This window comes from Brevundimonas sp. EYE_349 (assembly GCF_023147505.1).
GTDB lineage: Bacteria > Pseudomonadota > Alphaproteobacteria > Caulobacterales > Caulobacteraceae > Brevundimonas.
The window spans coordinates 88521-108452 of record NZ_JAHXPB010000001.1 but is presented as its reverse complement, the minus strand read 5'-3'; the positions used below and the strand labels follow the sequence as shown (position 1 = coordinate 108452).

The 19932-nt window shown below is 67.3% G+C and carries 15 protein-coding genes and 1 riboswitch; of the genes, 7 read left to right on the top strand and 8 right to left on the bottom strand.

Going from position 1 to position 19932, the window contains the following annotated elements:
• Positions 1-3: 3 nt before the first annotated feature.
• Positions 4-1524 (bottom strand): carboxylesterase family protein, encoded by a 1521-nt coding sequence (locus KZX42_RS00610; RefSeq protein ID WP_248116122.1) that lies wholly within the window; start codon positions 1522-1524, stop codon positions 4-6.
• Between the two features lie 118 nt (positions 1525-1642).
• Here KZX42_RS00610 and KZX42_RS00605 point away from each other — a divergent pair, with 118 nt between their 5' ends.
• Positions 1643-3163, top strand: coding sequence for an HWE histidine kinase domain-containing protein (locus KZX42_RS00605; protein ID WP_248116120.1), 1521 nt, complete (start codon positions 1643-1645; stop codon positions 3161-3163).
• On the top strand, positions 3160-3537 hold the full coding sequence (locus KZX42_RS00600; RefSeq protein WP_248116118.1) for a response regulator: 378 nt from the start codon (positions 3160-3162) through the stop codon (positions 3535-3537). The genes KZX42_RS00605 and KZX42_RS00600 overlap by 4 nt, the downstream gene beginning before the upstream one ends.
• On the opposite strand, the gene KZX42_RS00595 is transcribed toward KZX42_RS00600, so the two are convergent.
• The 4 genes from KZX42_RS00595 to KZX42_RS00580 are packed head-to-tail and all read right to left on the bottom strand — an operon-like array spanning position 3534 to position 10282.
• Positions 3534-6935 carry an SAM-dependent methyltransferase gene (locus KZX42_RS00595; protein ID WP_248116116.1) on the bottom strand — a complete coding sequence of 1134 codons (3402 nt, stop codon included), beginning with the start codon at positions 6933-6935 and terminating at the stop codon, positions 3534-3536. The two genes, KZX42_RS00600 and KZX42_RS00595, sit on opposite strands and share 4 nt — an antisense overlap.
• Before the next feature lie 37 nt (positions 6936-6972).
• The gene (hutI, locus tag KZX42_RS00590; RefSeq protein WP_248116115.1) at positions 6973-8184 is read right to left on the bottom strand and encodes an imidazolonepropionase; all 1212 of its coding nucleotides are present in this window, start codon (positions 8182-8184) and stop codon (positions 6973-6975) included.
• Positions 8181-8894, bottom strand: coding sequence for a histidine utilization repressor (gene hutC / locus KZX42_RS00585; RefSeq protein ID WP_248116113.1), 714 nt, complete (start codon positions 8892-8894; stop codon positions 8181-8183). Before hutC ends, hutI begins: the two co-directional genes overlap by 4 nt.
• Positions 8891-10282: a formimidoylglutamate deiminase gene (locus tag KZX42_RS00580; RefSeq protein WP_248116111.1), complete on the bottom strand. Its 1392-nt coding sequence runs from the start codon at positions 10280-10282 to the stop codon at positions 8891-8893. The genes hutC and KZX42_RS00580 overlap by 4 nt, the downstream gene beginning before the upstream one ends.
• Before the next feature lie 78 nt (positions 10283-10360).
• On the opposite strand from KZX42_RS00580, the gene hutG reads away from it, so the two are divergent.
• The 3 genes from hutG to hutH are packed head-to-tail and all read left to right on the top strand — an operon-like array spanning position 10361 to position 14372.
• The gene (gene hutG / locus KZX42_RS00575; protein ID WP_248116109.1) at positions 10361-11179 is read left to right on the top strand and encodes an N-formylglutamate deformylase; all 819 of its coding nucleotides are present in this window, start codon (positions 10361-10363) and stop codon (positions 11177-11179) included.
• Positions 11176-12840 (top strand): urocanate hydratase, encoded by a 1665-nt coding sequence (gene hutU, locus KZX42_RS00570; RefSeq protein WP_248116107.1) that lies wholly within the window; start codon positions 11176-11178, stop codon positions 12838-12840. The genes hutG and hutU overlap by 4 nt, the downstream gene beginning before the upstream one ends.
• Before the next feature lie 2 nt (positions 12841-12842).
• The gene (gene hutH / locus KZX42_RS00565; RefSeq protein WP_248116105.1) at positions 12843-14372 is read left to right on the top strand and encodes a histidine ammonia-lyase; all 1530 of its coding nucleotides are present in this window, start codon (positions 12843-12845) and stop codon (positions 14370-14372) included.
• 38 nt (positions 14373-14410) lie between these two features.
• Here the strand turns inward: hutH and KZX42_RS00560 are convergent, their stop codons facing one another.
• From KZX42_RS00560 to KZX42_RS00550, 3 genes are all read right to left on the bottom strand, one after another.
• The gene (locus KZX42_RS00560) at positions 14411-14983 is read right to left on the bottom strand and encodes a manganese efflux pump MntP family protein (protein ID WP_248116103.1); all 573 of its coding nucleotides are present in this window, start codon (positions 14981-14983) and stop codon (positions 14411-14413) included.
• Positions 14984-15009: 26 nt separating this feature from the next.
• Positions 15010-15153, bottom strand: a riboswitch (yybP-ykoY riboswitch).
• 44 nt (positions 15154-15197) lie between these two features.
• Complete coding sequence (fni, locus tag KZX42_RS00555; protein ID WP_248116101.1) at positions 15198-16229, bottom strand: type 2 isopentenyl-diphosphate Delta-isomerase; 1032 nt, start codon at positions 16227-16229, stop codon at positions 15198-15200.
• 7 nt (positions 16230-16236) lie between these two features.
• Positions 16237-18120, bottom strand: coding sequence for a PPC domain-containing protein (locus tag KZX42_RS00550; RefSeq protein WP_248116099.1), 1884 nt, complete (start codon positions 18118-18120; stop codon positions 16237-16239).
• Positions 18121-18213: 93 nt separating this feature from the next.
• Here KZX42_RS00550 and folD point away from each other — a divergent pair, with 93 nt between their 5' ends.
• Positions 18214-19134 carry a bifunctional methylenetetrahydrofolate dehydrogenase/methenyltetrahydrofolate cyclohydrolase FolD gene (gene folD, locus KZX42_RS00545; RefSeq protein ID WP_248116098.1) on the top strand — a complete coding sequence of 307 codons (921 nt, stop codon included), beginning with the start codon at positions 18214-18216 and terminating at the stop codon, positions 19132-19134.
• Between the two features lie 61 nt (positions 19135-19195).
• Positions 19196-19879 carry a LemA family protein gene (locus KZX42_RS00540; protein ID WP_248116096.1) on the top strand — a complete coding sequence of 228 codons (684 nt, stop codon included), beginning with the start codon at positions 19196-19198 and terminating at the stop codon, positions 19877-19879.
• Positions 19880-19932 lie beyond the last annotated feature (53 nt).

The window sequence follows — 19932 nt, the reverse complement described above, 5'->3', positions numbered from 1 at the left end:
CCTTTACGGGCGAGGCCGCTCGCGGAACCGCTCCAACAGATCAAGGCGCGCGCTGAACGGCACGGGCGTCACGGTCGGTCCGGCGTTGCCGAAGTTCATCAGGCGGGTGTCCCCTGCCCTGGCCTTCGGCCATTCCGGGCGACCCACGCCGTTCGGATCGCCCGAGCGCGCGAAGGCGGTCCAATAGCCCATCATGGCGTCAGACGCCTTGCGATCCCGATCCTCGACTGGATACGGCAGGGTGTTCAGCGTGCCGAACACATAGGGCCGTTCAATCGCGTGCGTCGCACCGCCGTGCGGCTCTGGATTCTGCGGCGACGAGACGTCGAACCGATAGAGCCAGGCCGGATGCCCGGCCTTGTTGTGCAGCCGCGCCAGCATCCGCGCCGGTTCGGAAAAGACCAGGTCGGTGACGACCAGCTTGTCGAACGCCTCCAGACCGCCATAGGCTTGGACCGCGTCGGCCCGCTCCAGCCAGGTCATGTCGTCGTCGACCTGGCCATAGCCGTTGCGGTCGGTCGGGCGCATCCACCAGAATTCGGCGCTGTTCGTGCCGATGATCAGCGGCACGGCCGCCTGACGCCCGGCCTTGAAGGCGGCCTCGACCGTGGACGGCACGACGCGACCGTCGATCAAGGTCAGGTCGCCATTGGCGAACACCGGCGGCGGCGTCAGGAACAGGTCCGCCGGCGCCGCGCGCAGATCCGCCGCCGTGCGAAGACCCGCGCCATAGGCCCAGACCTCGCCCCTCTCGCGCGCGGACGGAGCGCCATGCGGCCCTTTGCGGTCCAGCGGAGTCTGCAACTCGCGCCCCAGTCCCGACTGGACCACGGCCCGGTCGAACAGGCCCCGCGCGGGCGGCGAGATCATCAGCCGGGTCACGATGGCCCCGCCCGCCGATTCGCCGAAGATGGTGACGTTCTTGGGGTCGCCGCCGAAGGCCGCGATATTGGCGCGCACCCATTTCAGCGCCGCGGTCACGTCCATCAGGCCATAGTTCGCGGCCGCCTCGCCCGCCGGCCGCTCGGCCGCCAGGGCCGGATGATCGAAGAAGCCCAGACGTCCCAGCCGATAGTTCAGTGTGACGACCACCATGCCGCGCCGGGACAGGGCGGCCCCATCATACAGCGGCGCGGTGCCCGAACCGTTCACCATCCCGCCGCCATGGATCCAGACCATCACCGGCGCCGGCGGACTGGAGCCGGCTGGCCGCCAGACGTTCAGGTTCAGACAATCCTCGCTCATCGGCAAGGGGCCGACGCCAGGATCCCCGCTGGGCGGCGCCTGGATGCAGATCGGCCCATAGGCGCCGGCGTCGCGCTGACCCTGCCAGGTCGGCGCGGGACCGGGCGGCCGCCACCGGCGCGCGGCCGTCGGCGGCGCCGCATAGGGAATGTTCTTGAAGGAAACCACGTCGCCGTCGGCGCGTCCGGTCAGGACGCCCTGCGAGATGCGGACGGTGGGCTGGTCGGCTGCGGGCGCGATCATGAGCGAGAGGGTGGCGAAGACGCCGGCGATTGTCATCCTCGCTGATTAGCAAATCCTGGCGACGGGCCAATGATCTTGCGGTCACAATCCCTGAAATCTCTCTATCGAACCGTTTCACGCATCGTGCGTTATCGCCAAGCTAGCGGGGTAGGCGTTGAACGATCCGAAGACATCAGACAGCCTGACGGCCGCCCAGACTGCGGCCCTGGGCGCGGCGTTCGAAAGCTCGCCCAATCCCTATGTGCTGTTGACGCCGGATTTGCGGATCGTCGCCGTCAATCGCGCCTACGAGGATGTGACAGGGGGGCGGCGACAGGACATCGTGGGCCAGCCGCTGTTCGCCGCCTTCGATTCCGGGCCAGGGTCTGACGCACCGGAAAACGTGCGCCAGGTGCGCGATTCGCTGGAAAAGGCGCGCGATACACGTCAGCGCGACCATCTGGCGGTCGTCCGCTTCTCGGTCGAAAAGACGCTGGCCGATGGGAGTGTTGGCTTCGTCGAACGGGTGTGGAGCGCGACGCACACGCCTGTGCTGAATGCGGCCGGAGAGGTCGAGCTGCTCCTGCAGCACACCAGCGACGTCACCGACCTGTCGCCTGAGATCAGGCCGGAAGAACCAACCACGGCTCTGGACGCCATCGTAGGCGGCTCGGTCCTTCGCCGCGCCCAGTCGGTGCAGGAGGACAATCGCCGCCTTGAAGGCGAACGCAATCGCCTGGTCGAAATGTTCATGCAGGCGCCGGGTTTCGTGGTCATTCTGTCCGGCCCGGATCATCGGTTCCAGATGCACAACGACGCCTATGGCCAATTGATCGGCCATCGCGACATCGCTGGAAAGCCGGTGCGCGAGGCCCTGCCCGAATTGGACGGTCAGGGCTTCTTCGACCTGCTGGACAGCGTCTTCGTCACGGGCGAACCCTACGAGGGCCGCGAAAGCGCCGCTCGCCTGCAACGCACGCCCGATGGTCCGCTGGAGACGGTCTATCTGAACTTCATCTATCAGCCGATCCGGGACGGATCAGGGGTGGTCGTCGGCATCTTCGTGCAAGGCCACGACGTCACCGCCAATGTCCTGGCCGCCCAGCGCCAGAAGCTGATGATCGACGAACTGAACCACCGGGTGAAGAACACCCTGGCCACGGTCCAGTCCATCGCCATCCAGACCGCTCGGTCAAATACCGATCCAGCCGGGTTCGCCGAGACCTTCCAGTCGCGGATCATGTCCCTGTCCCACACCCACAATCTCCTGACCCGAAGCCATTGGGAAGGCGCCGACCTGCGCGCTATCCTGCAGCATGAAACCGAAGCCTATGGTCCGACACGGATCAGTCTGATCGGTCCGCCTGTGTCTCTGGAGCCGTCGGTGGTTCTGTCGCTCGGCATGATCTTTCATGAGTTGGCGACCAACGCCGCCAAATACGGGGCCTTGCATACACCTGAGGGACGGGTGCTGATCGATTGGGCGCTGGCCGATCAACGCGATCGCAAACTACGCCTGACCTGGCGCGAAATGGGCGGGCCGAAAGTTACGGTACCGGACAGAAGAGGCTTTGGTAGTCGCTTGATTGAACGAAACATTCGCCATGATCTGGCGGGAGAGATCGATCTGGTCTACGCCCCTGAAGGATTGATTGCAGAGCTTACGATTCCGCTCGACAGGACCGCCGCAAAATGACCCAGCCCCTGACCGGCCGCCGCGTCCTGATCGTGGAAGACGAATCGCTTGTCGCCATGCTGATCGAGACCATTCTGGAAGACATGGAATGCGTGCCGGTCGGCCCCGCCTCCACTATTGACGAGGGTCTTGCCCTGGTGCGCGACGCCGAAGGGTTGGACGCCGCGCTTCTGGACGTGAATGTCGCCGGCCAGCAGATCTTCCCGGTCGCCGAGGCGCTGAAGGCGCGCGGCGTGCCGTTCGTCTTCTCAACCGGCTATGGCGAGGGCGGCCTGCCCGACGAATGGCGCGGCCAGCCCACCGTGCAGAAACCCTTCACCGAAGCCGCCATCCGCGACGCCCTGATGAAGGTCATCGGCCTCGCCGAGGTCTAGGTCGGCATCCGCCGGGGCGCGAACCAGCCGACATCGGTCAGTTGAACCGAGCCTGCGACCGCCAGCACCTTCAACGTATGGCTGATCAGCCGCCTGGCGCGCGGCCGACTACCTTCGAACTCGTCGACCAGATCACCCGGCGACATGGGCGCCCCCTCCTTTCGCAGAATGGCCAAGAGGCTGGACGCCAGGACGCCGGGTTCTTCGGGCAGCAAGACCTTTTCGCGAGAGGTCGGCAGCGTCGGTTGTACGGGCTTGGTCGCTTTGGATTGTCGGACCTTGTCCACCTGATAGACCGGCCGAACAAAGGCGACCTCGCCCGCCGCCTCCTGTTCGGCGCGGGCGTGGTTCAAACCGATCAGGCGATCCACGATCTGAGCGTCTGTCAGATCGTCCGGCCAGCCATAGGCGCGCGACACCTGCTGATCGAGACGCTGGTGCAGATGGTCGATCAGACCGATGCGCGCAGACTCCTGAGCCTCCCGCTCGACCTCGGTCAGGGCGTCGCCCTGCCCTATGCGCGCCCGGTCGTTGTAGAGGCCGGTCATGGTACGAACCGGGCTGGCGCTAAGAACGGATGCTCTCAGGGCATCCAACTCTTCAGCCAGCACGGCGATCTCTGCGGCCGCCGCTCCGGTCAAATCAGGCAAGGGAAAGGCGTCGAAGCAGACGCCCTTCACATAGACCGCCTCGCGCTCGTACTCGCCAATTCGCCCGGCGTTGGCGGCGAACCAGGCGCGGTGGTGACGCGACGACAACACGCCCAGAACCGCCGGATCATCGCTGGCGATCACCACCAGCTTGTTGTCCGGCAGGACGGATGCGTCCAGGAACCGGAACCAGCGATGTTTGGCCGTCTCGACCGTGACGATGTAGCGGCTCAAGCCCTGCAGCGCGGCGCGAAGGTCGCGCCGGGGTTCGCCGAAAATCCACCAGTTCTCGCGGTATGACGCGCGATTGTTTCGATCCCGTTCCGGCTTCACCGCCTCAATCAGATGCTGGAACAGCAAAGGGTGGCGACGCCTGGCCTCGCCCTCGTCCCAACCGAAGAAGTCGATGACCTGCACGCCCCTGGGCCGATCCGCCAGATCGCGACCGTTGCGATAATCCCGAACCGGAGACGGCGCATCCGCGTCCGAACCGGCCAGCAGCGCCTTTGCTCGTTCAGGCGTGACCTGAAATCCCGCGCCCATCAGCTGAACGCCGCGATAGGCCAGGCAGGCGTTGGCCTTGAGCGGGCGGACCTGCGCCAAACGACTGTCCAGCATCAGGTCGGCGCCGATGTCGCCGTGCCGTTCCTCAAACGTCACGGCGTCGGGATCGACAGGTCGCAGCCACCGGCCGTGGCCATCCGGCTCGCCCCGCTCGGCGACGGACATGGCGATCCTGACGTCGGCGCATCCTGCGCCCCTGACCCACGGATGATCTGGAATGGCGAAGACCAGCCTGATGGGCGGCGTAGCGCGCAGATGGTGCTCCAGCACGCGGCGCGAAAAGGTCTGGGTGATCGAGTTGGTGGTGATGAACCCGAACCGGCGCAGGATCGACCCCGGCTGCGTCAGGATTTCAGCCGCGCGATCCCACCAGGCGGTCACGAAGTCCGCCGACAGGAACCGCCCGCCTCTGATCGTCGCCAAAGCGTCCACATAGCCGTCGCCCAGTTCGCGTCTCAGACCCTTGCCGCCGATGAAGGGCGGATTACCGACGATGAAATGCACGGACGGCCAGGGCGTCGGGCGCGGATCGACGTAGGTCTCGGCCTCTCGCACGCCCGCTGCCTGGACCGGCGCCGCCTCAACGCGGGCATAGTCCAGCAAGGCGTCGGCATGCCGGATCGTGCGAAAATTCTTCAAAATCGGCTCGGACGGCGAGGAGCCGCCGGTCGCCTTGAAATACCATTGCAGATAGCCGATCCACATCACCATCTCCGCGATCCAGGCGGCGTTGGCGTTCTTCTCTATGCCATAGAACTGCTCCGGGCTGACGACCTGGCCCTGGAAGGCCAGAACGCCCTGGTGTTCGCCCATTTCGCCGAGCGTGCCGAACACCTCCTCTTCCAGCTCCTTCATCATCCGCATGGCGACATAGAGGAAGTTGCCGGTGCCGCAGGCCGGATCCAGAACGCGCGTCTTGCAAAGCTGCGCATGAAAAGCGTGAAGCCGGCGGCGCGCCTTCATGGTGTCGCCCTGGACGAAATCGGCGACCGCCTCGGCCTCCACGGCCTCCCAGTCCGCCCGTAACGGCTCCATGATCGTGGGCTCGACCAGCCGCTCGACAAAGGCGCGCGGCGTGTAGTGGGCGCCAAGCTCCGCGCGTTCAGCCGGGTCGAGCGCCTGTTCCAGCAGTGTTCCGAATATGGCCGGTTCCACATCGGTCCAGTCGCATTTCGCCGCCGCGATCAGCGCCGCCAGTTCATCCTCTGTGATCGGAAGCGTTTCTACCGTCTTGTACAGCCCGCCGTTGAACCACGGCACAGTCTGGCGCGTGGCGACACAATAGCCGCCCTTTTCCATCGTGATGAACAGGTCGCGCGCGCCCTCATGAAAGCGGTCGGCCGTTCCCCTGTGGCTTTGGAGCAGGTCCAGGAAGCTGCGGTGGGTTATCAGTTTCACACTGTCGGCGAACATGGCGAAGATGCACTGCATGACGAACCGGGCGGTCTTGGCGGCCTGGGCCGTGCGCTCCACCCGCCCGAGCCCGAACTGGCGGCGGTTGTTGATCGACTTGACCAGCCAGGCGAGCGAGGTCGCGATGTCCGTCGTAACCTCCGCGGATCGCGCGGCGGGGTCCAGCGACATAGGATCGGTCCAGACTCGACGCAGCCGCTCGCGCACGTCAGGCGAGCGCAAGTGTTCCAAGGTGATGCGGTGGCCAGCCCGGTCGGGAAACGGCGCGTAGATCTTGCCCTGTCTCGCAAAATCGGACCACAGCTCGATCGAGCGCCCGACGTCGACGGTGATCAGGAAAGGCGGCCATTCGTCCAGCGCCTTGGCGTAGTTTTCGGCCTGGCGTTTGGCGATACGCATGACGCGGTCCAGCGCCTCCTGCGACGGCGCGCGAGACCTGGCGGCCGGCTTCGAAAGGAGCGCCAGTTGGGCGGCGGGATCCAGCGGTCCCCCGTCTCGGCGTTTGCGCGACTGCTTGGCCTCGAGAACGAAGCAGCCACGCTTGGCGCAATCGATCCAGCCCGTCGTGGTCAGTCCGTTGTCGTGAAGGAACTGGATCGGGCGCTCGAAACAGTAGTCCAGATCGCCGGCGCGCTCATCGTCCGGGGCTGGCGCGCCGATCAGGCGGCAAAGCTGGATGATGAAGGTTTGATAGTGCGCGCGCTCGCTGATGGGGGCGGCGGACCAGTGCGCGATGAAGGCGTCCACATCGTTCGATTGTTCTGCGAGCATACAGACAATCTATGGTTATCCTCACGCACAGCGCAACCTAAACGCGATTTCCCTTGAGATAGCGCTGGTTCAGCAACGGCTTGCCAAGCCAGTAGCAAAGTTCGGCCGGGCCGGAGACGTCCCAAACCGACAAGTCGGCCGCCTTGCCCGATTCCACCGTTCCCGCCTCTTGCAGCATCCCGAGCGCTCGGGCGGCCTCTCGCGTCGCCCCGGCCAAAGACTCCTCAGGGGTCAGGCGGAACTGGACGCAGGCTAGGGTCATGGCGGCGGTCATGGAGGCGACGGGCGAGGTGCCAGGGTTGCAATCCGTGGCGACGGCCATTCGCACGCCATGGCGGCGCAGCAGATCGACCGGCGGCGCCTGGGTCTCGCGCAGCATCAGGTAGGCGCCGGGCAGCAGGACCGCGACGACGCCGGCGGCGGCCATGGCGGCGACGCCCTCTTTCGTCGCGTGTTCAATGTGATCCGCCGACAACGCCCGATGACGCGCGGCCAAAGCCGCCCCGCCGCCGTCCGACAACTGGTCGGCATGCAGCTTTACCGGCAGGCCCAGGTCGCACGCCTTGTCGAACAGCCGCGAGACCTCTTGGATGGAAAAGGCGATGGGCTCGCAATAGGCGTCCACCGCGTCGACCAGACCCAGCGCATGGGCGGCCGGCAAGATGTCGCCGATGGCCAGGTCGACATAGGCGGCGCGGTCGTCGCGATATTCGGGCGGCACAGCGTGCAGGCCCAGATAGGTGGTGCGAACACGCACCCCGCCTTCGCGCCCGATCCGGCGGGCGACGCGCAGCATCTTCAGCTCAGTGTCGCGATCCAGGCCATAGCCGGACTTGATCTCGACGGTGGTCACGCCGGACGCCTTCAGGCCCGCCAGGCGGCGCATGGCCGAGACGAACAGATCGTCTTCCGTCGCCACCCGCGTCGCCTTGACCGAAGAGGCGATGCCCCCGCCTGCGCGGGCGATCTGCTCATAGCTGGCCCCCCCCAGCCTTTGTTCGAACTCGCCCGAACGATCCCCGCCGAACACCAGATGGGTGTGACAGTCGATCAGTCCCGGCGTGACCCAGCGTCCATCCAGGCGGTCGGTCTGTGCGGCGTCAATGGCCGGGAGGTCGGCGCGCGGCCCGACCCAGGCGATGCGTCCATCCGCGATCGCAACCGCCGCATCGGTCACCGCGCCATAGGGAGGTCCGCCCTCGACCATGGTCGCGACATGACAGTCGATCAGCAGGCGGTCGGCCTTCATCGGCGGATGTCCTTCATGTGCGCAGGCGAAAAGCGGGCGACCAGATCGTAGCGGTCGCCGGGAAAGGTCTGCCATACGCGCGTCACCCCCTGCCCGTCCCGCCATGTCCGTCGCTCGACGCACAGGCAGGCGGCGCCGGGCTTCAGGCCCAACAGGCGCGCGGCCATGGCGTCGGCCTCGATGGCGGAAATGCGGTTCTCCGCCTCGGTCCAGGGCTGTGACTTCAGCAGCCAACTGCCGGGCGAAAGCGTCTGAAAATCAACGTCGACAGCCTGTGGCGCAGCGGCGAGCGCGATCAGCCGATGCTCCAACGCCAGAGGCGCCCCGTCCGCGCTGTGAAGGCACGTCAGGTCCAGAAGACGCCCGCCAGCGGCCAGTTCCCCTTCGTCGTCGTCCCGGGCGTTCCGCTCCACCCGATCCAGCAGCGCATAGCCATAGGCCTGACCGCGCGCCGCGACCTCGGCCTGCAGATCAGGAATGGCCAATACGGCGGCATGGGCCTTGGGCTGGGCGACGAAGGTGCCAGCGCGGCGGCGGCGCGTCACCAGCCCGCGCCCCGCCAGTTCGGAGATCGCCTTGGAGACCGTCATGCGCGAGCAGTCGTAGGTTTCGGTCAACTCATGCTCGAACGGAATCCGGTCGCCGGGCGACAGATCGCCGGACAGGATGCGGCGCTCCAGGTCGGCATAGATGCGTTGGTGCAGCGTCATGCCGCCGCCTCGCCCAAGATCCGCAGCAGGGCCTGGCGGTACCGGCTCTGAACCGCGTCGCGAGCGATATGGCGGCCGTTCTTCACCACCTCGCGTCCCGCCCGCCAGACCGAGCGGATCGCGCCGGATCGCGGCGCGCCGAAAATCCAGCTGTCCAGAACCGCATCGCCGTCGCGCCCGACGAAGGCGACCCCGTCCACATCCAACGACACGATATCGGCCCAGGCGCCCGCGATCAGACCGGACTTGACGCCCCCCGCCTGCGCCCCGCCCGCCAGAGCACGGTCATAGAGGGCGCGCCCCGTCGAGCGTCGCGGGTCGGCCATGACCCCGCGACCCCGTCGCGCCAGCCTCTGGCTGTATTCGAGCATCCGCAGCTCGTCGGACACGCCGATCTGGACGTTGGAATCCGTGCCGACACCAAACCGCCCGCCTCCTTGAGTGAAATCGACGGCGGGAAAGACGCCGTCGCCAAGATTGGCCTCTGTGATGGGACACAGGCCGACCACGGCATGCCGATCCATGATCCCGCGCCATTCCACCTGGGTCACATGGGTCGAATGGATCAGGCACCAGCGCGGATCCACGGGCGCATTGGCCAGAAGCCATTCGACCGGACGTGCGCCCGACCAGTCCAGGCAGTCCTGAACCTCCTTGGTCTGTTCGGCCACATGAATATGGATCGGCCCATCGCTCGCCAAGCCCGGCATCGCCGTAAGTTCGTCCGGCGCGACTGCACGCAGACTGTGGGGCGCCACACCCACCACGGCGCCCTCCATGTCGGCGGTCAAAACGTGGCAACGGCCAACCAAATCGGAAAACCCGTCCAGATCGGTGAGAAACCGCCGCTGGCCGTGCGCGGGCGGTTGGCCGCCGAACCCGGCGTGGGCGTAGAAGACCGGCAGCAGGGTCAGGCCGATCCCCGTCGTCCGGGCCGCCGCAACGATCCGGCCGGCGATCTCGGCGATATCGCCATAGGGCGCGCCCGACGGATCGTTGTGCAGATAATGAAACTCGCACACGCGGGTGAAGCCGCCTTCCAGCATCTCCAAGAAGGCCAAGGCGGTGATGGCCTCGATCTCCTCAGGCCCGCCGCGGTCCAGAAAGCGATACATCAGCGCGCGCCAGGTCCAGAAATCGTCGTCAGAAGGCCCACGCGCCTCGGTCAGGCCCGCCATCGCCCGCTGGAAGGCGTGGCTGTGCAGATTGGTCATGCCGGGCAGAGCGACGCCGCCGCCCGTGTCCGCCGGCTGGCGCGCCACGCCGGTTTCGACCCTGGCGATCCGCCCGCCCGCCAGCCCGATCCGCACCGCTTTCGCCCAGCCGTCCGGCAGCAGGGCGGCCTGGAACCAGAGGCTGCGATCCACAGGGTGCGCTTCAGGGGTCACTGGACAGGTCCGCATCTCTACGATCAATATGTCTAGACATACCACGACGGATCGATTTGGCGAGGGAGGCTGGAGCGGATGAAGGACTGGCTGACCATCCACGAGGGTTCGGCGCCGCTGGTGATCGGCCTGCCGCACACCGGGATCGATATTCCGCCCGAGATCGAGGCGCGAATGACCTCGCCCTGGCTGGCGCGTAAGGACGCGGACTGGTGGGTCGATCGGCTCTATGACTTCGCGGCCGACATGGGCGCGACGATGGTGCGGACGGCGATTTCACGCAGCGTCATCGACGTGAACCGCGATCCCTCCGGCGCCTCACTCTATCCCGGCATGACGACGACGGGCCTTTGCCCAACCGAGACCTTCGACGGCGAACCGCTGTATCGCAACGGCCAGGCCCCTGACGCCGACGAAATCGCAATGCGACGGGCGGCCTGGTTCGATCCCTATCATGCCGCGCTGCGGGGGCAGTTGGATCGGCTGCGCGCGAGCGGCCCCGTCGTCCTCTATGACGCCCATTCGATCCGTTCGGTCGTGCCGCGCCTGTTCGAGGGCGAACTGCCTCAGTTCAATATCGGCGACAACGACGGATCGACATGCGCGCCGGAACTGACTCAGGGCGTCGAGGCCGCCTGCGCGATCAGCGGCTTCAGCCTGGTCGTCAACGGCCGATTCAAGGGCGGCTGGACCACGCGCCATTACGGACGACCGAGCCTGGGGATGCACGCCATCCAGATGGAGTTGGCCGACCGGGGCTATATGGCCGATCCCGCCGGGCCATTGTCGCCCGACAACTGGCCCAGCCCCTATCGGCCGGAACGCGCGGAGCCGATGCGGGACCATCTGCGCCGCGTGCTCGGCGCCTGCATCGCCTTTGCGGAAAGCCAGAGATGAACACGCCGAACACCCGCATCGTCCGCAGTCCGCGCGGGCCGGAGATGACCGCCAAGACCTGGGCCGCTGAGGCCGCCCTGCGGATGCTGATGAACAATCTGGACCCGGAGGTCGCCGAGCGGCCCCAGGACCTGGTCGTCTATGGCGGCATCGGCAAGGCGGCGCGCGACTGGGCCGCCTTCGACCGCATCGTGGAGACCCTGCGCGCGCTGGAGGCGGACGAGACCCTGCTGGTGCAGTCAGGCAAGCCCGTTGGCGTGTTCCGAACCCATGCCGATGCGCCGCGGGTGCTGATCGCCAACTCCAACCTGGTGCCGAAGTGGGCGACCTGGGAGCATTTCGGCGAACTCGATCGCAAGGGGCTGATGATGTACGGTCAGATGACGGCCGGGTCTTGGATCTACATCGGCACGCAAGGCATCGTGCAGGGCACCTACGAGACCTTCATGGAGGCCGGACGCCAGCATCACGGCGGCGACTGGTCGGGCAAGTGGATCTTGACGGCAGGCCTGGGCGGCATGGGCGGCGCCCAGACCCTGGCGGCGACCATGGCCGGCGCCTCGTGCCTCGCGGTCGAATGCCAGCGCAGCCGGATCGAGATGCGGCTGAAGACCCGCTATCTGGACGTCATGGCCGAGACTTTGGACGAGGCTTTGGCCATGATCGAGACAGCCAAGGAAACCGGGAAACCGATATCGGTCGGGCTGTTGGGCAACGCAGCCGATGTGCTGCCTGAACTGGTGCGGCGCGGCGCAAGCCCGGATTTGGTGACCGACCAGACCAGCGCCCACGATCTGGTCAACGGCTATCTGCCGTCCGGCTGGACGATCGCGCAATGGGAGGATCGGCGGGTCAGCGACCCGGCCGCGGTGGCGGCGGCCGCGCGCAAGTCCATCGTCGCCCATGTTCAGGCCATGCTGGGTTTCCAGGCGGCGGGCGTTCCGGTCGTCGATTACGGCAACAATATCCGTCAGGTCGCCTTCGACGAAGGACTGAAGAACGCCTTCGACTTCCCCGGCTTCGTGCCCGCCTATATCCGCCCGCTGTTCTGCCGGGGGATCGGCCCGTTCCGCTGGGCAGCCCTGACCGGCGACCCGGAAGATATCCGAAAGACCGACGCGGCGATGAAGCGTCTGTTTCCCGACAATACAGGACTGCACCGCTGGCTGGACATGGCGGGCGAGCGGATCGCCTTCCAGGGCCTGCCCGCTCGCATCTGCTGGATCGGCCTGGGGGACCGCCATCGCGCGGGCCTGATGTTCAACGAGATGGTGGCGTCCGGCGAACTGTCCGGCCCCATCGTCATCGGCCGCGACCATCTGGATTCCGGCTCGGTCGCCAGCCCCAACCGGGAGACGGAGGCGATGATGGACGGGTCGGACGCAATCAGCGACTGGCCTCTGCTGAACGCCCTGCTGAATACGGCCTCGGGCGCGTCATGGGTGTCTCTGCACCACGGTGGCGGGGTCGGCATGGGGTATTCCCAGCACTCGGGCGTCGTCATCGTCGCCGACGGCACGCCGGAAGCGGCCATGCGGCTGGAGCGCGTCTTGTGGAACGACCCGGCCACCGGCGTGATGCGTCATGCCGATGCGGGGTACGAGATCGCGCGCAACGCAGCCCGCGAACACGAACTGAACCTGCCCAGCCTGAAGGCCTGACGATGACCACCCTGACCATCTGCGAGGCGCCCCTGACCCTGGCCCAGCTTCGCGCCGTGCTGGACGGCCCCGTGACGGTTTCCATCACGCACCCCGCCTGGACCGATGTGGAAAGGGGCGCGGCGACGGTGGCGGCGATCGTGGCCGAGGGGCGCACCGTCTATGGGGTGAATACCGGATTCGGCCTCTTGGCTAACACCAACATTGCGCCACAGGACCTTGAAACCCTTCAGAAGAACCTGGTTCTGAGCCATGCCTGCGGCGTTGGCCCGCTACTGCCGGATGCGGTGACGCGTCTGCTGATGGTGCTGAAGATCGCCTCTCTTTCGCGGGGCGCCTCGGGCATCCGGCGCGAGACGCTGGAGGCGTTGGTCGCCCTGGTCAACGCCGGCATCCTGCCCTGCATTCCGTCCAAGGGATCGGTCGGGGCGTCCGGCGATCTGGCCCCGCTGGCCCATATGTCCTGCATCCTGATCGGCGTGGGCGAGGCGCGGGTGGACGGCCAGACGCTGGAGGCCGAAACGGCTCTGGCGCGCGCGGGGCTGACGCCGCTGACGCTGGGCCCCAAGGAGGGTCTGGCCTTGTTGAACGGCACCCAGTGTTCGACGGCGCTGGCCTTGGCGGGCCTGTTCGCGGCCGAGGCGGTTTTCGCGGCCGGCCTGGCGGCGGGCGCCCTGTCGGTCGATGCACTGAAGGGGTCCGACGCCCCCTTCGATCCGCGCATTCACGCCCTGCGCGGCCAGCCCGGCCAGATCGCCGTGGCCGCCGCCTTGCGACGACTGATCGACGGTTCGGCCATTCGCGACAGCCACCGCGACGACTGCGCCAAGGTGCAGGACCCCTACTCCCTGCGCTGTCAGCCTCAGGTCATGGGCGCGGTACTGGACGTGCTGAAGACGGCAGCCGCGACGCTGGAGCGCGAGGCCAACGCCGTCACCGACAACCCGCTGGTCTTCATTGAGGACGGCGACGTAATCTCGGGCGGCAACTTCCACGCAGAACCCGTTGCTTTTGCATCCGATCAGATCGCTATGGCCCTATGCGAGATCGGCAATATGTCCGAGCGTCGCACGGCCATCCTGGTCGATCCGAAGATGAGTGAACTGCCGGCCTTTCTGGTCAAGGAAAGCGGCCTGAACTCCGGTTTCATGATCGCCCAGGTCACGGCCGCCGCCCTGATCGCCGAGAACCGGATGGTGGCCCATCCGTGCAGCGTGGACACGGTCCCGACCAGCGCCAATCAGGAGGATCACGTCTCCATGGCCACCCACGGCGCGCGCCGTCTGCTGGACATGGCCGAGAACGCGGCGACGGTGGTGGGCATCGAACTGCTGGCGGCGGCGCAAGGGATCGAGTTTCACCGCCCCCTGACCAGTTCGCAGGCGCTGGAGCAGGTCTTCGCCATCGTGCGCGAAGCCGCCGCCCCCTACGCCAGCGACCACTATTTCGCGCCCGACATCGCCCGCGCCACCGACGGCGTTCGGGCGGGGCGTTACCGGGCGTTCGCCGACGACCTGCTGCCGTCCGCCTGAGCCCCGCCCCGCCCCGCCTGGGCGCCTGGGCGCCTGGATCAGCCGCCCAGAACGCCCAGGTGTTCCATAAGGATCATCGTGCCCAGGCCGATCAGGGCCACGCCGCCCACGATCTCGGCCGCCTTGCCGAACTTCAGGCCCACGGCCCGGCCGATCAGCATGCCGATAGTGGTCAGGACGAAGGTGGTGAAGCCGATCGAGGCGGCGATCACCCAGATGTTGGCGCCGATGAAGGCCAGGCCCACGCCGACCGCCGCCGCGTCGATGCTGGTGCCGATGGCGGTGGCGATCAAGGCCCACGGACCCGAGCGACGGGGGGCGGCGTCCTCGTCGCCGTCGCGCGGCTTGGCGCCTTCCCAGATCATCTTTCCGCCCACGATCAGCAGCAGGGTGAAGGCGATCCAGTGGTCGATCCGCTCGACCAGACCGGCGGCGATGATCCCCAGCCCCCAGCCGATCAACGGCGTGATGGCCTCGATCATCCCGAACACCAGGCCCGCCTTGACGGCGGCCGGCACGGTCGGTCGGTGCGACGCACCGCGCCCCACGGCGGCCGCGAAGGCGTCCGTGGACATGCTGAGGGACAGAACGGCAATGGCTCCTGGGGTCATGCGAAATACTCCACCGGGCAAGCGACAGCGGTCCCCACGCCGGCCGGTGCGGCGGTGGAACACGCTGGTCTCGCTAGGCGGTGGTCCGCTGATCGCGCCACGCGCCGAAGCGCGAGTGTGTTGACGCGATCCCGACGATGCGACGCCGGAAGCTACTCCCCAACAGGAGGCGGCGCTCTACACGACCCGATGCGCGCTTGGCAACCGCTCACGATCAGTCGAAGGGTCGCAAGGGGGCGCGGCGTAACGCCGCCAGATTGGCGGAGTCGGTGCAGAAACAGACGGTTCGCAGCTGGCGCACCACCTGCTGAAAATGTTCGACCACCGCCTCCGAAGAAGTCGTGGCCGCCGCCAGAACACCCGCCGCCTGGCCCACAATGTCGGCGCCCAGCCGAATCGCCTTGGCGGCATCCACTCCGTCACGAACGCCGCCCGAACCGATGATGACGGCCTCCGGGCAGGCGCGCCGCACATCGACGAGGGCCTGGGCGGTCGGCGCGCCCCAGTCGGCGAAGACGGCGGCGTGCGCCTGATCGAACGGGTCCGAGGCCCGTTCGCCCTCGACCAGAGCCCAGTTTGTGCCGCCCGCGCCCGCCACTTCTACCGCCGCCGCGCCCATGTCGATCAACCGGCGGGCGGTGCGGCCGGACAGGCCCGCGCCCGTCTCCTTGACCACCACCGGGGCGTCCAGTTTCAGGATCAGCGCCTCCAGCGCCGCGCCCACGCCCCACCAGTCACGGTCTCCCTCAGGCTGACAGGCCTCCTGCAGGGGGTTCAGATGAACGACCAAGGCGTCGGCGTCGATCATGTCCATGGCCCGCCGCGCCTCGTCCAATCCGAAGCCGCGCGTCAGCTGGGCCGCGCCGATACTGAACAGGATGACGGTATCGGGGGCGCGACGACGCAGGGTCCGGTCCAGCCCCCCGCTGTCGTCGTTCTTGATCGCCGCCCGCTGCAATCCCACCGCCAAGGCGACACCCAGATGCTGGGCCGCCTCGGCCAGGCGGGCGTTGATCGCCTCTGACCGGCTGGGACCGCCGGTCATGGCGCAGATTAGCAGAGGCGCCTTCAGCCGCCGGCCCAGAAAGTCGGCCCCCAGGTCGATCTTGTCGTGATCAAGGTCCGGCAAGGCCTCGTGGACGAAATGCACCCGGTCGAAACCGGCGGCGCGCGCATGACGTGCCCGCCCCGCCAGAACGACGTCCAGATGCTGTTCCCTGCGGTCGGGCGCGGCGGCGTCGCTCATGAGGGGACTACTCGGACGGCGTCTGGCTCCGCGCTTCGCTGCTGCGGCCGCCCGTCGCGGGCTGGCGTTCCACCGTCAGGGCGTAGGCGCCCGTCTGATTTGCGCCATAGGCGCGGGCGCGCACCAGATACCAGCCGTCGTCGGGCGCCGTCCAATCCAGCTTGGCGTGAGCGTCGGACAGGCCGTCATCGTCGGTGGCCAGGCTGGAAAAGTCGCCGTCGTCGTCCTGGCGGCCCAGGTCGATAAAGGAGTCGAAGGCGTTGGAGACCATGGTCAGCCGCAGCTTCTCGTCCTTCTTGGCCTGGAACCGATAGGCGTCGAAATAGGCGCCTTCGTCCGTCAGGGCCGACGTATCCTTCAGCACGCCACGCACCGTGGACCCCACCAGCAGGCTGCCGGGTCTGGGTTCGGGCCCGCGATCCGACAGTTCGAAGGAATAGAGCCCTTTCTCCTCTGCGCTCAGCGGCATGGCGCGCACTACATAGTCGCCGTCTTCCGGCAGGGTGAAGGTCAGGCGTGAATCCGTGCCCTCGGCCAAGCCGTCGTCGTCGCTGGCCAAGGCCTCGAAGGCCTCGCCCGCCTTGCCGATCTCCAGATAGGCGTCGAAGTCGCCGGAGCGCAGTATGGCCTGAACGCGCTGCCCCTTGGTCCCGGTGAAGACGTAGGCGTGATAGCGTTTGCCATCGTCCCCTTGGGGGCTCGCATCGCTGATCTCGCCCTCGGCCGTCTGGCCGAATACGGCCGGCGTCGGAGGCGGCGGCGGCGCCGTTTCGGTCAGTTTCAGCGTATAGTCGCCCTCGGCTTCGTCGCTGAAACCGCGCGCCTCGATGATGTAGTCGCCGGCCGCGTCCAGGGTGCGGCCGATGCGGGCGTCGGTGCCTGAGCCCGCGCCGTCGTCGTCCTCGGCCACCAGACCGCCGTCGGAGGCGCGGCGCAGCGTCAGATAGGCGTCGAAGTCGCTGGACTTCATTTCGATGGCGACACGCTGACCGGCCGTTCCGGTGAAGCGGTAGGTGTCGGCGCGCTGCCCATCGTCGTTGGTGGCGCTGTCGTCGCCCAGTTCGCCTTTGATCTCGTCGCCGACGGCGATGGGCTTGGACGGCGGCGCGGGCGGCGCCTCGGCCAGCCCCAGCGCATAGCGACCCAGGCGTTCGTCCACGCCCGTCGCTCGGATCACGTACTCGCCGGCCGACGGAGCCGTGAAGACGAGGCGTGAGTTCAGCCCGCCGCCGGGCGCGTCGTCGTTGTTGGCCAGTTCGGTGAAGTCCGGGCCGTTCATACGGCCGACCCGCACCAGCGGATCGATGTCGCTGGAGTCCAGGGTGATGACGAACCGGTCGCCCGCCGCCGCTCGGAAGGCGTAGGCGTCATAGCGTCCGCCGTCCTCCTGCTCGGGATCATGGTCCGTCAGTTCTCCGCTGACCGTCGCGCCGACGCGGATGCCGGTCGGGCGCGGGGCGCGGGGCGCGGGGGGACGTTCCTGCAGCGACAGGCGATAGTCGCCGCCGTCCAGGCCGCTGAGCGTGCGCGCCCTCAGCACATAGACGCCGTCCCGCTCGGGCGTGAAGCGCAGGCGCGCATTAGTGCCGTCGCCCAGGCCGTCGTCGTCCTCGGCCAACGCCTCGTCCATCGCGCCATCGGCGTAGATCGCCAGATAGGCGTCGAAGGCGTCGGAGCGCAGCACGGCCTCTAGTCGCTGGCCGGCGCGCGCCTGGAAACGGTAGTCATCGTAGCGATATTCGTCGTCCGCCGCCTTGGCGTCGCCGTCCGTCAGTGCTCCGCTGACGCTGGCGCCGATCCGCAGCGGCTGGGCCTCCTGGGCCAGGGCGTGACTTGCGGCGCCGATCAACGCGATCAGGCTGACGGCGGCGGCGAGAGAGGGACGGCTCATGAATTTCTCCAGCTTTGGACCGGGATCATAGACGCCGAACCGGCGCGGCTGTAAATCGCCACCATCTTGATTTCCCCGCCAAACGGAGCTGCCATGTCAGCCGAATCCACGCCCGCGACCCTGATCGACGGCAAGGCCTTTTCGGCGACGCTGGTCCAGCGGGTGGCAGCCGCCGTCGAGCGGCTGGGGGCCGAACACGGCGTCAAGCCTGGCCTGGCGGTCGTCATCGTCGGCGAGGATCCGGCCAGCCAGATCTACGTCCGCAACAAGGGCGAGACGACCCTGCGCGCCGGGATGCGATCCGACACCCACCGCCTGGCCGAAACGACCAGCCAGGACGAGCTTCTGGCCCTGATCGCCCAGTTGAACGCCGATGCGGGCATTCACGGCATTCTGGTGCAGTTGCCCCTGCCCGCCCACATCGACGCGACCGTGGTGCTGGACGCGATCGACCCGGACAAGGACGTGGACGGGTTTCATGTCGTGAACGCGGGCCGTCTGGCCGTCGGCCTGCCGGGGCTGGTTCCGTGCACGCCGCTGGGCTGTCTGATGCTGCTGAAGGATCAGTTGGGCGATCTGTCGGGACTGAACGCCGTGGTGGTGGGCCGCTCCAACATCGTCGGCAAGCCGATGGCGCAACTTTTGTTGGGTGAAAGCTGCACCGTCACCATCGCCCATTCGCGCACCCACGATCTGCCCGCGGTTTGCCGCGAAGCCGATATTCTGGTGGCGGCGGTCGGACGGCCCGAGATGATCCAGAACGATTGGATCAAGCCCGGCGCCACGGTCATCGACGTGGGCATCAACCGCGTGCCGTCCGCCGATCCGGCCAAGGCGGCGGAGGGCAAGACCCGTGTCGTCGGCGACGTGGCCAGGACGGCTGCGGGGGTCGCCGGTCGCATCACCCCGGTTCCTGGCGGCGTAGGCCCCATGACCATCGCCTGCCTGCTGGCCAATACCTATTCGGCCGCCTGCCGCATCAACAATCTCCAACCGGAGCCATTGGACGCTTGATGCATTCCTGCGGCGGGTCAATATTCGACCCGACGGCGATCTGCGCCGATAGGGAGATGTCATGGTTCGCCTTAACGCGCGTGCGCTGGCCTTAACGGCCGCCCTGTTGATCACCCCGGCCGCAGCGGGATGCGGCTACAACACCATTCCGACCAAGCAGGAACGCGCCGAGGCCGCCTGGGCCGATGTGCAGAGCCAGTATCAACGGCGTGCGGACCTGGTGCCGAACCTGGTCGCCACGGTCCAAGGCGCGGCGATCCAGGAACGCACGACGCTGACGGACGTGATCAACGCCCGCGCCCGCGCCACATCGGTCAATGTCTCGGCCGACGATCTGGATAATCCGCAGGCCTTCCAGCAGTACCAGGAAGCGCAAGGCCAGCTGTCGGGCGCGCTGTCGCGCCTGCTGGTCACGGTCGAGGCCTATCCTCAGCTTCAGGCCAACCAGAACTTCCTGACCCTGCAATCGCAACTGGAAGGCACCGAAAACCGCATCCAGATCGCGCGCCGCGACTACAACGAGGCCGTTCGCGACTACAACACCACCCTGCGCACCTTCCCGCAGGTGATCTGGGCCAAGACCCTGCATGGCGGGTCCAAGCCGATGCAGCTGTTCACCGCGACCGCCGCCGCCCAGTCGGCGCCGCAGGTCAACTTCAACCTGAACGCCCCGCCGTCCAACGCCTCCGCACCCGGCGGCGGCGCGCCCGCCGTCGCGCCCGGTTCCACCCCGCCGGCCCAGTGACACGCCTGCTCACGCCGGGGCGACGTCCGACCGACGTCGCCGGCTGGTTGATC

What these genes read in the sequence shown, in the direction of transcription:
- hutU (WP_248116107.1), top strand. Translation starts at nt 11,176, where the DNA reads ATGAACACGCCGAACACCCGCATCGTCCGCAGTCCGCGCGGGCCGGAG.
- KZX42_RS00550 (WP_248116099.1), bottom strand. Translation starts at nt 18,120, where the DNA reads ATGAGCCGTCCCTCTCTCGCCGCCGCCGTCAGCCTGATCGCGTTGATC.
- hutG (WP_248116109.1), top strand. Translation starts at nt 10,361, where the DNA reads ATGAAGGACTGGCTGACCATCCACGAGGGTTCGGCGCCGCTGGTGATC.
- hutC (WP_248116113.1), bottom strand. Translation starts at nt 8,894, where the DNA reads ATGACGCTGCACCAACGCATCTATGCCGACCTGGAGCGCCGCATCCTG.
- hutI (WP_248116115.1), bottom strand. Translation starts at nt 8,184, where the DNA reads ATGAAGGCCGACCGCCTGCTGATCGACTGTCATGTCGCGACCATGGTC.
- KZX42_RS00595 (WP_248116116.1), bottom strand. Translation starts at nt 6,935, where the DNA reads ATGCTCGCAGAACAATCGAACGATGTGGACGCCTTCATCGCGCACTGG.
- hutH (WP_248116105.1), top strand. Translation starts at nt 12,843, where the DNA reads ATGACCACCCTGACCATCTGCGAGGCGCCCCTGACCCTGGCCCAGCTT.
- KZX42_RS00610 (WP_248116122.1), bottom strand. Translation starts at nt 1,524, where the DNA reads ATGACAATCGCCGGCGTCTTCGCCACCCTCTCGCTCATGATCGCGCCC.
- fni (WP_248116101.1), bottom strand. Translation starts at nt 16,229, where the DNA reads ATGAGCGACGCCGCCGCGCCCGACCGCAGGGAACAGCATCTGGACGTC.
- KZX42_RS00600 (WP_248116118.1), top strand. Translation starts at nt 3,160, where the DNA reads ATGACCCAGCCCCTGACCGGCCGCCGCGTCCTGATCGTGGAAGACGAA.
- folD (WP_248116098.1), top strand. Translation starts at nt 18,214, where the DNA reads ATGTCAGCCGAATCCACGCCCGCGACCCTGATCGACGGCAAGGCCTTT.
- KZX42_RS00560 (WP_248116103.1), bottom strand. Translation starts at nt 14,983, where the DNA reads ATGACCCCAGGAGCCATTGCCGTTCTGTCCCTCAGCATGTCCACGGAC.
- KZX42_RS00540 (WP_248116096.1), top strand. Translation starts at nt 19,196, where the DNA reads ATGGTTCGCCTTAACGCGCGTGCGCTGGCCTTAACGGCCGCCCTGTTG.